Below are 16,959 nucleotides of genomic sequence, written 5' to 3'. Positions count from 1 at the left end.
TGCATGACCAGCGCGCGTTTTGCGAAACTCGGACTGGCCAGCCTGCTGGGACTTGCCCTTGCGGGCGGACCTGCGGTGCAGGCGGCGGAAACGAAGCCGGCTGTGAGCGCGAGCAAGCGATGGGAATCCGAATTTTCCCTTTGGCAAAAGGTTTCGTCCAGCAGTGATCCGGCGGGGTTCGAAGATTACCTCAAGCAGTATCCGAACGGCACGTTCGCCTCGATCGCCCGGCTTCGCCTTGCCGAGTTGAACGCGGCCGGCGTGGCCAAGCCTGCGACCGATGCGAAAGAGACGACGCAAGAGGCGGGCGGCGTTGCAGCTTCCGAGAAGGAAAAGGCGCAAGCCGAGCAGAAGGCCGCCGAGGCCGCGCGTCTGAAGGCCGAGGAAGAGGCCAAGGTCAAGGCCGAGAAGGCGAAGGTCGAAGAGGAAAGGCTTGCCGCCGAAGCCGAACGTAAACGGCTTGAGGAAGCCGAACGTCTGCGGAAGGAAGAGCAGGCACGCGCGGAAGCAGAAGCAAAACGCGTCGCGGAAGAAAAAGCCGCAGCAGAGCGCAAACGTGCAGAAGAAGCGGCGGAAGCTGCGCGATTGAAGGCGGAGCAACAGGCGAAGGCCGAGGCAGAGCGCCTGAAGGCGGAACAAGAAGCCAAGGCAGCGGCAGAAGCAAAGGCAAAGGCTGATGCCGAGCAGGCGGCTGCACAGGCGGAGCGTAAGCGCGTCGAAGAGGCCGCTGAGGCTGCTCGGATCAGGGCCGAACAGGATGCCTGGGTTGCAGCTGAGGCTGCGGCCAAGGCAGACGCGGCAGCGGCAGAAGCAAAGGCAAAGGCAGAGGCTGCGCAAGCAGCGGCTGAAGCCGAACGCGCCAAGGCCGAAGAGGCCGCAGAGGCAGCGCGGCTGAAGGCCGAGCAGGCTGCGAAGGCCAGCTCCGAACCGACCGCGCCGGTGCAAACTCCAAATGCCGCAGATGCATTGGATGCTGAAGCCCTGCCCACCGAGCTGGATGGCTCGACTGCAGCGGGTACGGCGACCAAGGCTGAGAGCGACGAGGCCGAGCGTCTCGCTCGGCGCGAGGACAATAGCTGGAGCCGCGCTGTTCTCAACGGCCGGGCCGAGGCCTTCGAAAAATATCTCAGCGAGTATCCGAATGGCCGGTTTTCCAAGCAGGCGCGCCGGCGCCTGGCCGACCTCGAGAAAAACACCAACATCGGTACGACGGCACAGGATGACGGTACGACGGTAGAGGACAATGCGAGCGCAAGCGGTGTCGTTACCGAACAGCCTGCTGCCAGGCAAAAACTGCAGTCACAGACGACGGTGTACCAAACGCCGCCGGACGTCCGCGAAGCCTATCTTGATGCCGGCACGCGTGCCCAATCGCAGCGTTGGCTGAATGCGCTCGGCTACAGCACGGGCGGCGCCGATGGCGTATTTGGTCCGCGAACCCGGTCGGCAATTGCGGCATGGCAGCGTTCGCTCGGCTATAGCGCCGATGGCTACCTCACCCGCAAGCAGTATCGCCAACTGCGCGAATCGGGCCAGTTCGCCGCGAATCGCAATCGCGAGCGTGTGGCGCGGCAGCGCTATCAAGATAACCGTTACGCCAATGATGATTATCGGATCTACGAGGGGCCGGTCGACGGCTATGGCGTATACGAAGGGCCGGTCGACGGTTACCTGGAGGGTCCCGTCGGCGGTTACGGCGGCTACTACGAGGGGCCGGTCGAGAGATACTACGACGGTCCGGTCTATCAGGGCGGCATGCGGCGGAGCGGCCCCGGTTATTGATCGGGCCGGTGTCGTGACGCCGGTTTCCGGAATATGGATGACGCTGACGGTCGATTGACTTCCTCGCTCGCCGGGCATAATCATCGCCTATTGGATGGCGCGCCGGTCCGGAAACGAACGGGCGCGTAAATGGGAATGTGACGGGGTGGACCCAATCAGGGCGCTCCAATCACGGCCGACCCCGCGACTGTAGAGTGGCGAGGCCTATCCAGCCGGTCTTGAAGCGATCGGCAAAGCCACTGGGTGGCGGCATGATGAACCGGGGTCTGGACGCCTCTATCTCTACGAATCGTCCGCCTTTCATGCTGCTTTCATCCGGGAAGGCGAGGATGGACCGTTGGTGCAATGCACCTGACGCCACGAGCCAGGAGACCTGCCTCCAATGAAGGGCATAGTGCCCGCCTAGGGGATGTTCCCCATTGCCAGCACGGAGGTTGTCATGGCTGCTAACGTTTCTTCTGTTTCCCTTTCCCTCAACGATCGTCTCTATGCCGGTCTCGTAGCGCTTCTGCTCGGCGGATTCCTGGTGTTCGGCGCAGGCCTCGCCAATTCGTCGGTCCTGCACGATACCGCGCACGACACTCGCCACTCCTACGGCTTCCCCTGCCACTAAGGGGGATGACATGATCGTCAAATATCTCCTGGCCGCCTTGGTGGCCGGGCTGTTCTCTGGCGCCCTGATGACGGTCGCCCAGGAGGCGCGCGTGATTCCGCTCATCCTTCATGCCGAGGAGTATGAAGGCGGCGGAGCCGAGACGGCACCGGCTGGAACGGGCACCGAGACCCATCTTCAGACAACGCAAGAGCATTCTGCCCTTGATTTGGGTGCCGCCCTATCAAAGGTCGGTTCCTATCTCTCGCCGGTGTCCGTCGCCTACGCTCATGGCGGCGCTGCGCATGACGAAGAGGAAGGCGGCATCATGTTCGGCATGAGCCGGTTTTCCGGCACGCTGCTTGCCAATCTGGTGGCGGGTGCGGGCTTTGGCCTGCTCCTCGCAGGCGTCAGCCTCGTGACGGGCAACCCGATCACGGTCGCTAACGGCGCTCTCTGGGGGGCTGCCGGCTGGCTTGCCGTGCACCTGCTGCCGGCCATCGGTCTGCCGCCGGAGCTTCCCGGCTTTCCGGCAGCCGACCTTGCCGAGCGGCAGGTCTGGTGGCTGGGGACGGTCGCCCTTTCGGCGGGCGGGCTCTACCTCCTGATTTTGAAGGACGGTTTGGGTGCCAAAGTCGCCGGCATGGCCCTGATTGCGGCGCCGCACGTCTATGGCGCGCCGCAGCCGACGGACCTCGCCAGCGACGTGCCTGCTGTCCTCGGCGCGGAGTTCGCCGTGGCGGCGCTCGCCACGACGTTGTTCTTCTGGATCGTGCTTGGCCTCTCGCTCGGCTTCGCCAACGAGAAGATCGCAAAGGCAGCCTGATGAAAACCGTATCGCCCGGAGCCGTCCTGGTTCTGGGCGGTGCGCGTTCCGGAAAATCCGCATTTGCAGAGAGGCTGGTCGCAGAGACGGGCCTTTCGAAGCACTACATCGCGACGGGCAGGGCCTGGGACGATGAGATGCGCGAGCGTATCGAGCAGCACAAGGCGCAGCGCGGCAGCCATGGGTGGGTCACCCACGAGGAACCGTTGGCACTGCCGGAATGTATCAACGACACCGCGCGCGACGACCGTGCCCTTCTTGTCGACTGCCTGACGCTGTGGGTGACGAACCTGATGCTCGAAGGGCATGACATGAACGCTGCATTCGACGATCTAGCCGCTGCGATCGTGACTGCGCCGGGCAAGCTTTTCTTCGTCTCGAACGAAGTCGGCCTCGGCATCGTGCCGGACAACAAGATGGCGCGCGAATTTCGCGACCACGCCGGGCGATTGCACCAACAGGTGGCGTCGGTCGCCACCGAAGTCTATTTTGTCGCGGCAGGCCTGCCGCTGAAAATGAAGGGTTGAGCCTATGCTCCAGCAAAAGATCCCCGCCACCGTCATCACCGGTTTCCTCGGCGCGGGCAAGACGACGATGATTCGCAACCTGCTGCAGAACGCCAATGGCAAGCGGATCGCGCTGATCATCAACGAGTTCGGTGATCTCGGCGTCGATGGCGACGTGCTGAAGGGGTGTGGTGCGGAGGCCTGCAGCGAGGATGACATCATCGAGCTGACCAACGGCTGCATCTGCTGCACGGTCGCCGACGATTTTATTCCGACCATGTCGAAGCTGCTCGAGCGCGAGAACCGCCCCGACCACATCGTCATCGAAACCTCGGGCCTGGCGCTGCCGCAGCCGCTCGTCGCCGCCTTCAACTGGCCGGAAATCAAGACTCAGGTGACGGTCGATGGCGTCGTCACCGTGGTGGACAGCGCCGCGGTTGCCGCCGGTCGCTTTGCCGATGACCATGACAAGGTCGATGCCTTGCGGATTGAAGACGAGAACCTCGATCACGAAAGCCCGCTGGAGGAGCTGTTCGAGGACCAGCTGACGGCCGCCGACCTGATCGTGCTCAACAAGACCGACCTGATCGACGCCGCAGGACTGAAGATGGTCCGCGAGGAAGTCGCCTCCCGCATTGCCCGCAAGCCGGCGATGATCGAAGCGAAGAACGGCGATGTCGCCGCTGCCGTCCTGCTCGGCCTTGGCATCGGCACGGAGGAGGACATTGCCAATCGCAAGTCGCACCATGAGTTGGAGCACGAGAACGGCGAGGAGCATGATCACGACCACGACGAGTTCGACAGCTTCGTCGTCGAGCTCGGCCCCGTCGCTGATCCGGCCGTCTTCATCGAGCGGCTGAAAGGGGTGATTACAGAGCACGACGTTCTGCGTCTGAAGGGCTTCGCCGATGTCCCCGGCAAGCCGATGCGCCTCTTGATCCAGGCTGTCGGAAGCCGCATTGACCAGTATTTCGAACGCGCCTGGCAGTCGGGCGAGACGCGCGGGACGCGCCTTGTCGTGATCGGTCTGCACGACATGGACGAGACTGCCGTTCGCGCGGCGATCGCCGCCGCGGCAGCCTGAAGGGCAGGGCGGTGCCGAGGCATTCGGCAAAAGGGAGGCCGGTTTGCATCTCCTTCTAGCACAAAAGGGCACGATCGCCGACGGCAAGGAGGCGATCGATCTCGGCCAGTCGCCGGGCGATATCCTGTTCCTCTCGGCGGCGGACACTGAACTCGCGTCGATTGCGGCGGCGCACCGTGGCCGCGATTCCTCGACGCGGTTGCGGCTTGCCAGCCTGGCATCGCTCACCCATCCCATGTCGGTCGATACTTATGTCGAGCGGACGGCTCGGCATGCGAAACTGATCGTCATCCGTGCGCTCGGCGGGGCGAGCTATTTCCGTTACGTGCTCGAAGCATTGCACGCGACCGCGGTGGCGAACGGCATCTCCGTGGTGGCGTTGCCCGGTGACGATCGGCCCGACGATGGGTTGGTGCCGTTCAACCGCATCGCCGAGGAGGACCGGCTGCGGCTGTGGGAATACCTGACGGAAGGCGGAGCCGAAAACGCCGCCCGCTTCCTATCCTATGCGGACGCGTTGGTGTTCGGTGGCGAAAAGCCGGCGCCCTCCGTGCCGCTGGAGAAGGCGGGTATCTGCTGGCCGGGCAGGGGAGTCATCGACGTTGACCAATGGCAAAAGCTTTCTGTCAACGGTGTCACCGAGGGAGGCGAAGCGCCGACCGTCGCCATCAGTTTCTACCGCGCCTACGTCCAGAGCGGTGAAACGCGGCCGATTGAGATGCTGATAGAAGCGCTTGCGGCCGAAGGCGTGCGGGCACTACCGATCTTCGTCTCCAGCCTGAAAGATCCAGCCTCGACCGAGACCGTGCGCGCCACCTTTGCGGCGGTTGCGCCTGATGTCGTGTTGAATGCCACCAGCTTCGCCGTTTCGGCGCCGGGCGCCAATCGCAAGCCGACCGTGCTGGACGAGACGGGCGCGCAGGTGCTGCAGGTGATCTTTTCCGGCTCGTCGCGCGATGCCTGGCAGGCCTCCGCCCAGGGGCTGATGGCGCGCGATCTCGGCATGAATGTCTCCCTGCCGGAGGTGGATGGCCGGGTGCTGGCGCGAGCCGTGTCCTTCAAGGCCGCCGCCCGCTGGGATGCCGATGTCGAAACGAACATCGTCAGCCTGGAGCCGGTCGAGGATCGCATCCGCTTCTCGGCACGGCTTGCCGCCAACTGGGCACGCCTGCGCCGGGCAAATACGGATGAGCGCCGCGTTGCGCTCATCATGGCAAACTACCCGAACCGCGACGGCCGGCTGGGCAATGGCGTCGGCCTCGACACGCCGGCCGGTACGCTGGAAATTCTGCGCGTCATGAAGGCGGACGGCTATGCCGTCGGTAGCCTGCCGGCCGATGGCGACGCACTGATGGCCCATCTGATGGCCGGACCGACCAATGCAGCAAGCGATGGTCGCGAAATCCGCGAGACGATTTCGCTGAATCAATACAGGTGCTTCTTCGAAAGTCTTCCGAGATCGATTCAGGAAGAGGTCGGCAGCCGCTGGGGTGCGCCGGAGGCCGATCCATTCGTCAAGGGCGATGTTTTTGCCCTGCCGCTTGCCCGTTTCGGCGAGACGCTCGTCGGCATCCAGCCAGCGCGCGGTTACAACATCGATCCCAAGGACACCTATCACTCGCCGGATCTCGTGCCACCGCACGGCTACTTCGCTTTCTATGCCTATCTACGCGAAGTTTTTGGCGCGCATGCCATCGTCCATGTGGGCAAGCATGGTAACCTCGAATGGCTGCCGGGCAAGGCGCTGGCGCTGTCGGAGACCTGCTATCCGGAGGCTGTCTTCGGGCCGGTGCCGCATCTCTATCCCTTCATCGTCAATGATCCGGGCGAGGGTACGCAGGCCAAGCGCCGCTCTGCTGCCGTCATCATCGATCACCTGACGCCTCCGCTCACGCGCGCCGAAACCTACGGGCCGTTGAAGGACCTGGAGGCGCTGGTCGACGAGTATTACGACGCCTCGGGCGGCGATCCCCGTCGCATCAAGCTTCTGAGCAAGCAGATCCTCGATCTCGTCCGTGACATCGGTCTCGACCAGGATGCGGGTATTGCGAAATCGGATGGAGAAGAGACGGCACTGCAGAAGCTCGACGCCTATCTCTGCGACCTGAAGGAAATGCAGATTCGCGACGGGTTGCATATCTTCGGCGTCTCGCCGTCGGGGCGGCTTCTGACCGACCTGACACTGGCGCTGGCGCGGGTGCCGCGGGGCTTAGGCGAGTGCGGTGACGCTAGTCTGCAGCGAGCGATTGCAGGAGACCTGCTTGAGTTTGGAGAAGGGCGTGCCACGTTCGACCCGCTGGACTGCGACCCCTCTGCCCCTTGGGGCTGTCCGAAACCTGATATCCTCGCGGCGCAATCCGAGACGCCGTGGCGGACGGCCGGCGACGCGGTCGAACGCATCGAGATGCTGGCGGCGAAGCTCGTCTCGGGAGACTTACCATGCCCGGCTGGCTGGACGGCCACCCGCGCTGTACTGGACCAGGTGAACGCATCAATCAAGCCGTCGATCGAGGCTTGCGGCAAGGCCGAAATGGCAGCACTGATGCGTGGGCTTTCCGGCCGTTTCGTGGAGCCTGGTCCGTCCGGTGCCCCGACGCGTGGACGGCCGGACGTGCTGCCGACAGGTCGGAATTTCTATTCGGTCGACAGCCGTGCCGTGCCGACGCCCGCCGCCTGGGAACTCGGCAAGAAATCGGCTGAACTGCTGGTGACGCGCTATGCCCAGGACCACGGCGAGTGGCCGACGTCCTTCGGCATCACCGCCTGGGGTACGTCCAACATGCGCACTGGCGGCGACGATATCGCCCAGGCGCTGGCGCTGATCGGTGCGAAACCGGTGTGGGACACGGTTTCCCGCCGCGTCACCGGCTACGAGATCATCCCGCCCGCCATGCTGCGCCGTCCACGTGTCGACGTTACGCTGCGGATCTCCGGCTTCTTCCGCGATGCGTTCCCCGAGCAGATCGCACTGTTCGACCGCGCGGTTCGCGCGATCGGAGCGCTCGACGAAGACGCAGAGGACAATCCGATCGCCGCCCGGATGCGTGCCGAGGCGGCGAGCCTGGCCGCCGACGGCATCGGTGAAGGAGAGGCGCTGGCGCAGGCCGGCTACCGCGTTTTCGGTGCCAGGCCGGGGAGCTACGGCGCCGGTCTGCAGACGATGATGGACGAGGGCCTGTGGAAGGATCGCGGCGATCTCGCCGAGGCCTGGCTTGCCTGGGGCGCGCATGCCTATGCGGGCGAAGGCGAGGACGTTTCCAGCCGCGACCGGCTGGAGGCGCGCATGAAGAGCCTTCAGGCGATCGTCCAGAACCAGGACAACCGCGAGCACGATCTGCTCGATAGCGACGAATACTACCAGTTCGAGGGCGGCATGGCCGCGGCGGTGGCGCATCTGACCGGCGCGCAGCCGACCGTCTATCACAACGACCATTCGCGTCCGGAAAAGCCGGTTGTGCGAACGCTGGAAGACGAGATTGGTCGGGTGGTGCGCGCCCGCGTCGTCAACCCCAAATGGATCGATGGGGTCATGCGGCACGGCTACAAAGGCGCGTTCGAGCTGGCGGTGACGGTCGATTTCATGTTCGCCTTCGCAGCGACCACCGGAGCGGTGAAGGATCACCATTTCGAGGCCGTCTATCAGGCCTACGTTTTGGACGAGCGCGTGCGCGACTTCATGCTCGACAAGAATCCGGCAGCGTTGAAGGAGATGTCCGACCGCCTGATCGAGGCCATTGACCGTCACCTCTGGTCGCCGCGCTCCAACTCTGCGAGATTTGAGCTCGAAACGATCGCGGACAGGAGGAGGGCATCATGAGCGAGCTTTCCGGACGTTGCCTGTGCAAATCGGTGCGCTTTCGCGTCTCCGGGCCGATTATCCGCGCCGGACATTGCCATTGCGAGTGCTGCCGGCGGGCGACATCTTCGCCGGTGACGAGCTTCTTCTGCGTTGCCCGGGAGAACGTTGTTTTTGAAGGCGAGACCCTGCGCCACTACGCCTCCTCGCCAGGGGTATCGCGCGGGTTCTGCGGCGCTTGCGGCTCGCCGATGAGTTACGAGACCGATGACCGGCCCGACGATATCGACCTGTATATTGGCTCGCTGGACGGCGCGTCGGGCGTAAAAATTGCCCACCATTGGTTCTGGAGCGAGCGGGTTCCGTGGCTCTCTTGTGACGACGACCTGCCAAAGCATGATTGAGGAGCATTCTATGAGCGAGACGGAAACCGAAACCGGCATGAGCGAGGCCGAACTCGCCCGCCACTCCGAGAAGATGGCGAAGAAGAAGCAGGCGCGTGAGAAGATCATGGCGACGAAGACGGACGAGAAGGGCCTGATCATCGTCCACACCGGCAAAGGCAAGGGCAAGTCGACGGCCGGCTTCGGCATGATCTTCCGCCATATCGCCCATGGAAAACCCTGCGCCGTCGTGCAGTTCATCAAGGGCGCGATGGTGACGGGCGAGCGCGAACTGATCGAGAAGCATTTCTCCGATCTCTGCCAGTTCCATACGCTCGGCGAAGGTTTTACCTGGGAGACGCAGGACCGGGCCCGCGACATCGCCACGGCGAAATCGGCCTGGGAGAAGGCGAAGGACCTGATCCGCGACGAGCGCAACTCGATGGTGTTGCTCGACGAGATCAACATCGCCCTGCGCTACGACTATATCGACCTGAACGAGGTCATCGAGTTTCTCACGACCGAGAAGCCGCATATGACCCATGTCGTCCTGACCGGACGAAACGCCAAGGACGAATTGATCGAGATCGCCGATCTCGTCACAGAGATGGAACTGATCAAGCACCCGTTCCGCTCGGGCATCAAGGCCCAAATCGGCGTCGAGTTCTGATGCCGCCCGGCTCTGGCTCGGTTGGCGTCACCAGCCGAGCCAGATTCGAAGCGGGTTCGTCGGGTCGGCCATCAGGCGCACTGCCAGGCCGAGACTGGTGACGATTAGTAGCGGCTTGATGATCTTCGCGCCGTTCTTCATGGCGAAGCGTGAGCCGGCCTGCGCGCCGAGCAACTGGCCAATACCCATGACGATGCCGACCTTCCACAGCACGACCCCATAGGCGAGGAAGAAGGCGAATGCGCCGACATTGGAGCCGAAGTTGAGCAGCTTGGTGTGGGCTGTCGCCTTCAATACGCCGAAGCCGGCGAGGGAAACGAAGGCGAGCATGAAGAAGGAGCCGGTGCCTGGACCGAACACACCGTCATAGAAGCCGATCATTGGGATAATGGTGAACGCGAACGCGGCTTCCGACAGGCGGCGATGCTTGTCGACGTCGCCGATATTCGGCTTGAGCGCGAAATAGAGGGCGATGCCGACCAGCAGGATCGGCAGGACCGCGCGCATCGTGTCAGCGGGGATGATTGTCGCAAGCGCCGCGCCGAAGGCGGCGCCAATCGCCGAAAGGCAGGCCAGCGGAAGTTGCCGCTTCAATTCGACATGGCCCGCACCCGCATAGGCGACAGTCGCCGAGCCGGAGCCGAAGAGTGCCTGCAGCTTGTTGGTTCCCAGCGTTTCCAGCGGCGGGATGCCGGCAATCAGCATCGCGGGAATGGTGATCATGCCGCCGCCACCAGCAATCGAATCGATGAAACCGGCAATGAAGGCGGCAAAGAACAGGAAAAGCAGAACGTGGAGTGCGAGATCGATCACGGGGCAATCCGGCGGTCAAGGTAATGTCCACCACCTTTGTCAGATGCCGTCGGCAATTGCAAAGGTGCAGTTTGTCTGGATCAGAAGGAGCCGAACAACGAGCCCAGCAGCAGGATCGCGACGAGCGCCAGGAGCGCACCACAGATGCTGACGATCGCGATGTCCCGATAGCTCTCCCGGTGGCCCGTGCCACACACGGCAAGGAGCGTGATGACCGCGCCGTTGTGCGGGAGCGTATCAAGGGTGCCCGACGAGATGACGGCGACGCGATGGAGGAGGGAGAGGTCGACACCGGCCTCGGCGGCACGCACGATGAAAGTCGAGCCGAGCGCATCGAGCGCAATTGTCAGCCCGCCCGATGCCGATCCGGTCAGCGCCGAAAGGATGTTGGTGGCGACGGCAAGCGAAACCGCGGGGCCGCCGCCGATGCCGAGCACCCATTCCCGCACCAGCGCGAAGGCCGGCATCGCCGCCATGACTGCGCCGAAGCCGACGAGGCTGGAGACGCTGATCGCCGGCAGTACGGAGGCGTTGACCCCGGCATCGATCGTGTCGCGCAGCCGCGGCAGTCTTCGAAGGTTGAGGGCAAGCGCCAGCACAATGCCGGCGGCAAGGGCGGTGATGACCGCCCATACGCCGGCCACGGCCGAAATTGACGTTGCGCCCCACCGATCCTCCCCAAGAAAGTCGGCATCGATTTTGGGCAGGATGACCAGCGAAAGGAGCATGTTACCTGCAATCACGGCAGCTAGTGGCGCGGCGGCAGCCAGGAATGACGGTTCTGACCCCGCGCCCTTGCCGCGATTGATCTCGGCCGGATCGAACTCCCGTGCTGCACTTGCGTGCTCGCGCAGCGTCGGGTCGTCAACGATACCCGCTGCAGACGGGGACCGCTTTTCGCCGAAGCCCTCGCTCCGGCTGCGCGCCGCTCCCTCCTGGCGGGCAAGCCACCAGAGGCCGAAACCGACCATAATCAGCGAGGCGATGATGCCAAGGCCGGGGGCAGCAAAAGGCGTGGTGCCGAAAACGGGCATCGGGATCGCGTTCTGGATCGACGGGGTGCCCGGCATGGCCGACATCGTGAATGTCGAGGTGCCAAGCACGATCGCCGCCGGCATCAGGCGACGCGGGATGCCGGCTTGCCTAAACAGGTCCTCGGCCATCGGGGCGATGACGAAGAAGGCGACGAAGAGGCTGACTCCACCATAGGTAACGAGCGCCCCGGCCAGCACGACGGCGGCAATCGCGTGCTGCTTGCCGAGCTTTTCCATCAGGACCCGCGAAATGACGCTGATCGAACCTGTCTCCTCCATCAGCTTGCCGAATAATGCGCCAAGTAGGAAGAGCGGGAAGTACTGGGCGAAGAAGCCCGCAGCATTCGGCATGAAGACCTGCGTCCAGCTTGCAAGCAGCGGTTGTCGTGAGAAGCCGGCGGCAACGAGCGCGGCAAGCGGGGCGAGCAGCAGGATGCTCCAGCCCCGGTAGGCAAGTGCGATCAGGAGCGCCAGGCCGACGACGATGCCGAGAAGTCCCACATCAGTTCCCCTCTATCAATTCGTCGAGGTCAAAGGAGGGGCGCTCGCCGATGTCGTCGGCATGCGCGTCGAGAAAGGTCTGCGCCGCCTCGCGGCCCTTGTCCCGCAACATGAGGAGGAACGGCCATTCGGCATTCATCTTGGAGGAGGCGCCGAGCTCCAGCATCACGTCGCTGGCGATGCGGTGCAGGCGCATTGACGCCCAGCGCGCGCCATCCGCATTGCCGGGATCGGCCACCTTGCGCATGATTGCCGCCATGCGCAGTTCCTTCAGGAGCACGGCGTTGAAGGACACCTCGTTGATGCGGCTCTGGATATCCCGCGCGGTCTTTGGCGTGCCGGGACGCTCGATTGGGTTGATCTGTACGAGAATCGTGTCTTCCGCCGCGCAATCCTCGATCAGCGGCGTCAGGGTGGGGTTACCGGAATAACCGCCGTCCCAGTAAGGTTCCCCGTCGATTTCTACGGCGTGGTAGAGCGTCGGCAGACACGCCGAGGCGAGCAGGACCTGCGGTGTGAGCTCGGCGTTGCTGAAGACCCGCCCCCTTCCGGTGTGGACATTTGTGGCCGTGACGAACAGGCGGACGGGCGAGGCGAAGAGGCGGTCGAAATCGACGCATTTCTCCAGGATCTCGGTGAGAGGGTTCTTGCCGGCGGGGTTCATCGCGTAGGGCGAGACCACACGGGCCATCATCTCCATGACAACGTAGGCCGGAGACAAGTCGAGTGTCCACCGACCAAGCAGGATGTCGAGCAGTGTGCGCTGGAACGGGCTGTAGCGCGCCGCATCGGAGACGAGCCGCCAGAAGCGCTCGAGGGATTCGCGCGCGCCCTCCGGTCCGTCATGCTCATAGCCGTCCGCAAGGACTGCGGCATTCATGGCGCCGGCAGACGTGCCGGATATCGCTTCCAGCTTCAGCCAGTCTTCTTCCAGGAGCCGATCGAGAACACCCCAGGTGAATGCACCGTGGGCGCCGCCGCCTTGCAGCGCAAGATCTATGGACCGGGCATTGCGCTGTATAGGCTTCGGCAACTTGCTCAAGGCAAACTCCGTACGAACCGGTGTCTACTGCACTGCAACAAAGCTCTCGCAACATGCATAGCCGATCCGGAGCCTCTCGTCATCCCCGATGAAAATGACGCCATTGCTCCATCCGACGCCGCAATCCGGTTTGACCGTGAAATGGCGCTCCGGTAAACAGGTCGGACATGCGACGGTGTCCCTGACGGGACCGGAGAGGTGCCCGATGCGGCCGACCCAGGAAGGGGCCACAGTCGGGGCTGTCGAGAGGGGAATGCCCGCACTCTCGCATGTCCAGGATGTGAGGACAGGCAGATGAGGCATTCGGCGCAAGCCACTAAGGGCGGAGAACCATCGTTCGTGCTCGGCTTGGGTTGCGAGCGGGGGGCACCGACGGCCGAGGTTCTCGCGCTTGCCGAGACGGCTCTCGCCTCCGCCGGCCTAAATCCAGCTTCGCTCGTCATGGTCGCCTCGCTCGATACGCGAGCAGACGAGCCGGGGATGAGGGCCGTTGCGCGTCATTTCGCCGTTCCTTTTCGTGTATTTTCTCCGGCAACGCTGGAAGCGGAAACGTGGCGGCTGGCCAATCCGTCCGAGGTCGTCTTTCGCCATACCGGCTGCCATGGCGTTGCCGAAGCAGCGGCGCTTGCAGCGGTCGGATCCACTGGGAAGCTCGTGGTTGCCAAAATGAAATCGGCCCATGCGACGGCCGCGATTGCAGAATCCTTTCAGCCGGTTGCGGTTATTTCTTCACACGTTGAGTCGGTCGCTTCAGGCGTTGAATCATCCACCACAGCAAGGGCCGTGTGATGGACGCTTTGTTTTCGTCCCTTCCAGAGTTGGAACCAGGCAATGTTTGGCTTGTTGGCGCCGGACCGGGAGACCCCGGGCTCTTGACGCTGCTTGCCGTGCAGGCGCTTCGGCAGGCTGACGTCATCGTCCACGACGCGCTCGTCAACGGCGAGTGCCTGAAGCTGGCGAAAGCAGGTGCCGCGCTGGAGTTTGCCGGCAAGCGAGGCGGCAAGCCGTCGTCGAAGCAGCGCGATATTTCGCTGCGGCTCGTGGAACTTGCCCGCGCCGGCAAGCGCGTCTTGCGGCTGAAGGGGGGCGATCCATTCGTCTTCGGTCGCGGCGGCGAGGAGGCCCTCACGCTGATCGAGCACAAAATTCCCTTTCGTGTCGTGCCGGGAATCACTGCCGGTATCGGCGGGCTCGCCTATGCCGGCATTCCCGTTACCCATCGCGAGGTCAATCACGCCGTTACCTTCCTGACGGGACACGATTCGTCGGGGGTGGTTCCCGATCGGATCAACTGGAAGGGGATTGCGAGCGGCTCTCCGGTCATCGTCATGTACATGGCGATGAAGCACATCGGCCAGATTGCCGCAAACCTGATCGCCGCCGGACGATCGCCGGACGAGCCGGTTGCTTTCGTTTGCAATGCGGCGACAGAGGAGCAGGCGGTGCTGGAAACCACGTTGTCGCGTGCGGAGGCGGATGCGACCGGGGCCGGTCTGGAACCGCCGGCAATCGTCGTCGTCGGCGATGTCGTGCGTCTTCGCGGATCGCTCGACTGGCTCGGGGCGCTGCGTGAGGGCAAGTCGCTGGCTCCCGACCCGTTCGGGACGCGTAGCCTGAAGGATCCTGCATGAGCGGGCTCATGATCGCGGCTCCGGCCTCTGGATCCGGCAAGACGACTGTGACCCTCGGCTTGCTACGCGCGCTGGCCGATCAGGGCATGGCAATCGCACCGGGAAAGGCCGGTCCAGACTATATCGATCCGGCTTTCCATGCCGCCGCCAGCCGCACGGATTGCCTCAACTACGATCCCTGGGCGATGCGTCCGGAGTTGCTCGCCAGCAATGCGGCCATGCAAAGGGGTGGCGACAGACTGCTTCTCATCGAAGCCATGATGGGGCTTTTCGACGGCGCGGCGGACGGCAGCGGCACGCCTGCAGACCTTGCGGTCATGCTCGGCCTTCCAGTCGTTCTGGTCGCCGATTGCAGCAAGCTGTCCCATTCAATCGCCGCGCTGGTGCGCGGCTATGTCGACTTCCGCCCCGACCTGACTGTCTGCGGTGTCATCCTCAACAAGGTCGGGAGCGCCCGCCACGAGGCAATGCTGCGCGATGCGTTGGAGCGAGCCGACGTTCCGGTGTTCGGGGCGATCGCCAGGGACCCGGCGCTTTCTCTTCCCGAGCGACATCTGGGGCTGGTGCAGGCGGGCGAGCATGTTGCACTGGAGGACTTCATCGGCCGTGCGGCGGACGTCGTGCTCCGGTGCGTTGCGCTCGACCGGCTCACAGGCCTCGACACCGGACGAAGGGCGCCGCCGTCGACGAACGTCCCGCGGTTGCCGCCGTTTGGGCAGCATATGGCGATTGCCCGCGACAATGCCTTTGCCTTCATCTATCCGCATCTTCTCGCGGGCTGGAGAGAGCAGGGGGCCCAGCTCTCATTCTTTTCACCGCTCGGCGACGAGGCGCCGGCCGAGGATTGCGATGCAGTGTTCCTTCCGGGCGGTTATCCGGAGCTTTACGGCGGCACTCTTGCCAATGCGACGAAGTTCCGGGAAGGCATGCGTGCCGCCGCCCGCCGCGGTGCCCGAATCTATGGCGAATGCGGGGGCTACATGACCTTGGGCGAGGGACTGGTTTCGGCGGATGGAGAGCAGCATGCGATGCTCGGCCTCCTGCCTCTTGTGACGAGTTTTGCCGAACGGCGGAGACAACTCGGATATCGGCGTGTAGAACCGCTCGTTGGCTCAGGTTTTTCACAGCCGATGACCGTGCACGAATTTCACTACTCGACCGTCGCCCATGAAGGTGAAGCCGACAGGCTGTTTTCCGTCACCGATGCAACAGGCCAAGATCTCGGCATGGCCGGCCTCCGGCGCGGTAATGTTTCGGGCTCGTACATGCATGTTATCGACATTGCGGGGACGCCATGAGCGAAGCGCCAATCCAGCATGGGGGCGGCATTTCGGCCGCCGCAGCGCGCCATGGCGGTCGCCCGGAGGACTGGCTGGACCTCTCGACCGGCATCAATCCGTGCCCGGTCGATTTGCCGCCGGTCGATGCTGCGGCATGGCACCGACTTCCGGACCAGAACCGGCTTCGCGACGCACGCCTGGCCGCTGCCGCCCATTACGGCAGCGACAATTGCCTGCCGCTGCCGGTGCCGGGTACGCAGTCCGTGATCCAGTTGCTGCCTCGGCTTGTGCCGCCGGGGCGCCGCGCGGCGGTGGTTTCTCCGACATATGGCGAGTATGGTCGCGTGCTACGAACAGCGGGACTTTTGGTCGATACGATCAGCGGTCTGGAAGAGGTCCGCGACGAACATGGGCTGGTCGTTGTCGTCAATCCCAACAATCCCGACGGCCGCCAATATCGACGGGAAGACCTCCTGCAACTGTGGCGGAAGGTATCTGAGACTGGCGGGACGCTGGTCGTGGATGAAGCCTTCGCAGACATGGACCCGTCGGCCACGCTTGTGCCGTACGCCGGCACGAGTAAGGGGCTAGTCGTATTCCGCTCCTTCGGAAAATTCTTCGGCCTTGCCGGCCTGCGTCTGGGCTTCATGTTGGGGCAGGAAACCCTTCAGGCGAATTTTGCAGAATGCCTCGGACCGTGGGCCGTATCCGGACCGGCTTTGACGATCGCGACTGGTCTGATGGCTGGCGATTGCGAACCGATTCGCCAGACGATTCTCGAGCGCAAGACCGGGCTCGACGTTGTGCTGGAAGGCGCAGGGCTTCGGATCGCCGGTGGAACCGCACTGTTCTCCCTCGTCGACCATCCGCGTGCGGCGGAACTGCATGAATGGCTCTGTATCCAGCATGTCCTGGTGCGTGCTTTCGACTATGATCGACGTTGGCTGCGCTTTGGTCTTGCGCCGGACGCTGCTGCCGATTTACGCCTCGCAGCGGCCCTTGCCAGTTTTTGCTCCTGA

The 16,959-nt window shown here is 63.8% G+C and carries 15 protein-coding genes and 1 riboswitch; of the genes, 12 read left to right on the top strand and 3 right to left on the bottom strand.

Annotation, left to right across the window (positions count from 1 at the left end; genetic code table 11):
* Positions 1–3 precede the first annotated feature (3 nt).
* The 8 genes from IB238_RS08440 (at position 4) to cobO (ending at position 9,639) form a co-directional block, all read left to right on the top strand.
* On the top strand, positions 4–1,782 hold the full coding sequence (locus IB238_RS08440; RefSeq protein ID WP_192245272.1) for a peptidoglycan-binding protein: 1,779 nt from the start codon (positions 4–6) through the stop codon (positions 1,780–1,782).
* An 86-nt stretch (positions 1,783–1,868) separates the two neighbouring features.
* Positions 1,869–2,178: riboswitch (cobalamin riboswitch) on the top strand.
* A 43-nt stretch (positions 2,179–2,221) separates the two neighbouring features.
* Positions 2,222–2,395, top strand: coding sequence for a CbtB-domain containing protein (locus tag IB238_RS08435; protein WP_192245270.1), 174 nt, complete (start codon positions 2,222–2,224; stop codon positions 2,393–2,395).
* Positions 2,396–2,405: 10 nt separating this feature from the next.
* Positions 2,406–3,200, top strand: coding sequence for a CbtA family protein (locus tag IB238_RS08430; protein WP_192245268.1), 795 nt, complete (start codon positions 2,406–2,408; stop codon positions 3,198–3,200).
* Positions 3,200–3,727: a bifunctional adenosylcobinamide kinase/adenosylcobinamide-phosphate guanylyltransferase gene (gene cobU, locus IB238_RS08425; RefSeq protein WP_192245266.1), complete on the top strand. Its 528-nt coding sequence runs from the start codon at positions 3,200–3,202 to the stop codon at positions 3,725–3,727. The genes IB238_RS08430 and cobU overlap by 1 nt, the downstream gene beginning before the upstream one ends.
* 4 nt (positions 3,728–3,731) lie before the next feature.
* Positions 3,732–4,790: a cobalamin biosynthesis protein CobW gene (cobW, locus tag IB238_RS08420; RefSeq protein ID WP_192245264.1), complete on the top strand. Its 1,059-nt coding sequence runs from the start codon at positions 3,732–3,734 to the stop codon at positions 4,788–4,790.
* A gap of 43 nt (positions 4,791–4,833) precedes the next feature.
* Positions 4,834–8,607, top strand: coding sequence for a cobaltochelatase subunit CobN (gene cobN, locus IB238_RS08415; protein ID WP_192245262.1), 3,774 nt, complete (start codon positions 4,834–4,836; stop codon positions 8,605–8,607).
* Positions 8,604–8,990, top strand: coding sequence for a GFA family protein (locus tag IB238_RS08410; protein WP_192245260.1), 387 nt, complete (start codon positions 8,604–8,606; stop codon positions 8,988–8,990). The genes cobN and IB238_RS08410 overlap by 4 nt, the downstream gene beginning before the upstream one ends.
* 10 nt (positions 8,991–9,000) lie before the next feature.
* A complete protein-coding gene (gene cobO, locus IB238_RS08405; RefSeq protein WP_192245258.1) occupies positions 9,001–9,639 on the top strand; it encodes a cob(I)yrinic acid a,c-diamide adenosyltransferase in 639 nt (212 codons plus the stop codon).
* Positions 9,640–9,666: 27 nt separating this feature from the next.
* On the opposite strand, the gene IB238_RS08400 is transcribed toward cobO, so the two are convergent.
* From IB238_RS08400 to IB238_RS08390, 3 genes are all read right to left on the bottom strand, one after another.
* Positions 9,667–10,452, bottom strand: a complete 786-nt coding sequence (locus IB238_RS08400; RefSeq protein WP_192245256.1) for a TSUP family transporter — start codon at positions 10,450–10,452, stop codon at positions 9,667–9,669.
* Positions 10,453–10,532: 80 nt separating this feature from the next.
* Entirely contained in the window at positions 10,533–11,987 is a 1,455-nt protein-coding gene (locus IB238_RS08395; protein WP_192245254.1) for a GntP family permease, read from the bottom strand.
* Between the two features lies 1 nt (position 11,988).
* On the bottom strand, positions 11,989–13,029 hold the full coding sequence (locus IB238_RS08390) for a patatin-like phospholipase family protein (protein WP_246723504.1): 1,041 nt from the start codon (positions 13,027–13,029) through the stop codon (positions 11,989–11,991).
* A gap of 294 nt (positions 13,030–13,323) precedes the next feature.
* Between IB238_RS08390 and IB238_RS08385 the strand changes: the two genes are divergently transcribed.
* The 4 genes from IB238_RS08385 to cobD are packed head-to-tail and all read left to right on the top strand — an operon-like array spanning position 13,324 to position 16,959.
* On the top strand, positions 13,324–13,818 hold the full coding sequence (locus IB238_RS08385; protein ID WP_192245252.1) for a cobalamin biosynthesis protein: 495 nt from the start codon (positions 13,324–13,326) through the stop codon (positions 13,816–13,818).
* Positions 13,818–14,660, top strand: a complete 843-nt coding sequence (gene cobA, locus IB238_RS08380; protein WP_192245250.1) for a uroporphyrinogen-III C-methyltransferase — start codon at positions 13,818–13,820, stop codon at positions 14,658–14,660. Before IB238_RS08385 ends, cobA begins: the two co-directional genes overlap by 1 nt.
* A complete protein-coding gene (locus IB238_RS08375; RefSeq protein ID WP_192245248.1) occupies positions 14,657–15,958 on the top strand; it encodes a cobyrinate a,c-diamide synthase in 1,302 nt (433 codons plus the stop codon). The genes cobA and IB238_RS08375 overlap by 4 nt, the downstream gene beginning before the upstream one ends.
* The gene (cobD, locus tag IB238_RS08370) at positions 15,955–16,959 is read left to right on the top strand and encodes a threonine-phosphate decarboxylase CobD (RefSeq protein WP_192245246.1); all 1,005 of its coding nucleotides are present in this window, start codon (positions 15,955–15,957) and stop codon (positions 16,957–16,959) included. Before IB238_RS08375 ends, cobD begins: the two co-directional genes overlap by 4 nt.

It is taken from the genome of Rhizobium sp. ARZ01, assembly GCF_014851675.1.
Taxonomy (GTDB): Bacteria; Pseudomonadota; Alphaproteobacteria; order Rhizobiales; family Rhizobiaceae; genus Mycoplana.
This window is presented reverse-complemented; position numbering and strand designations above follow the sequence as displayed.

Bases quoted from the DNA above. Each gene is read 5' to 3' on its own strand.
- IB238_RS08440 (WP_192245272.1), top strand. From the start codon at position 4: ATGACCAGCGCGCGTTTTGCGAAACTCGGACTGGCCAGCCTGCTGGGA.
- IB238_RS08435 (WP_192245270.1), top strand. From the start codon at position 2,222: ATGGCTGCTAACGTTTCTTCTGTTTCCCTTTCCCTCAACGATCGTCTC.
- IB238_RS08430 (WP_192245268.1), top strand. From the start codon at position 2,406: ATGATCGTCAAATATCTCCTGGCCGCCTTGGTGGCCGGGCTGTTCTCT.
- cobU (WP_192245266.1), top strand. From the start codon at position 3,200: ATGAAAACCGTATCGCCCGGAGCCGTCCTGGTTCTGGGCGGTGCGCGT.
- cobW (WP_192245264.1), top strand. From the start codon at position 3,732: ATGCTCCAGCAAAAGATCCCCGCCACCGTCATCACCGGTTTCCTCGGC.
- IB238_RS08410 (WP_192245260.1), top strand. From the start codon at position 8,604: ATGAGCGAGCTTTCCGGACGTTGCCTGTGCAAATCGGTGCGCTTTCGC.
- cobO (WP_192245258.1), top strand. From the start codon at position 9,001: ATGAGCGAGACGGAAACCGAAACCGGCATGAGCGAGGCCGAACTCGCC.
- IB238_RS08385 (WP_192245252.1), top strand. From the start codon at position 13,324: ATGAGGCATTCGGCGCAAGCCACTAAGGGCGGAGAACCATCGTTCGTG.
- cobA (WP_192245250.1), top strand. From the start codon at position 13,818: ATGGACGCTTTGTTTTCGTCCCTTCCAGAGTTGGAACCAGGCAATGTT.
- IB238_RS08375 (WP_192245248.1), top strand. From the start codon at position 14,657: ATGAGCGGGCTCATGATCGCGGCTCCGGCCTCTGGATCCGGCAAGACG.
- cobD (WP_192245246.1), top strand. From the start codon at position 15,955: ATGAGCGAAGCGCCAATCCAGCATGGGGGCGGCATTTCGGCCGCCGCA.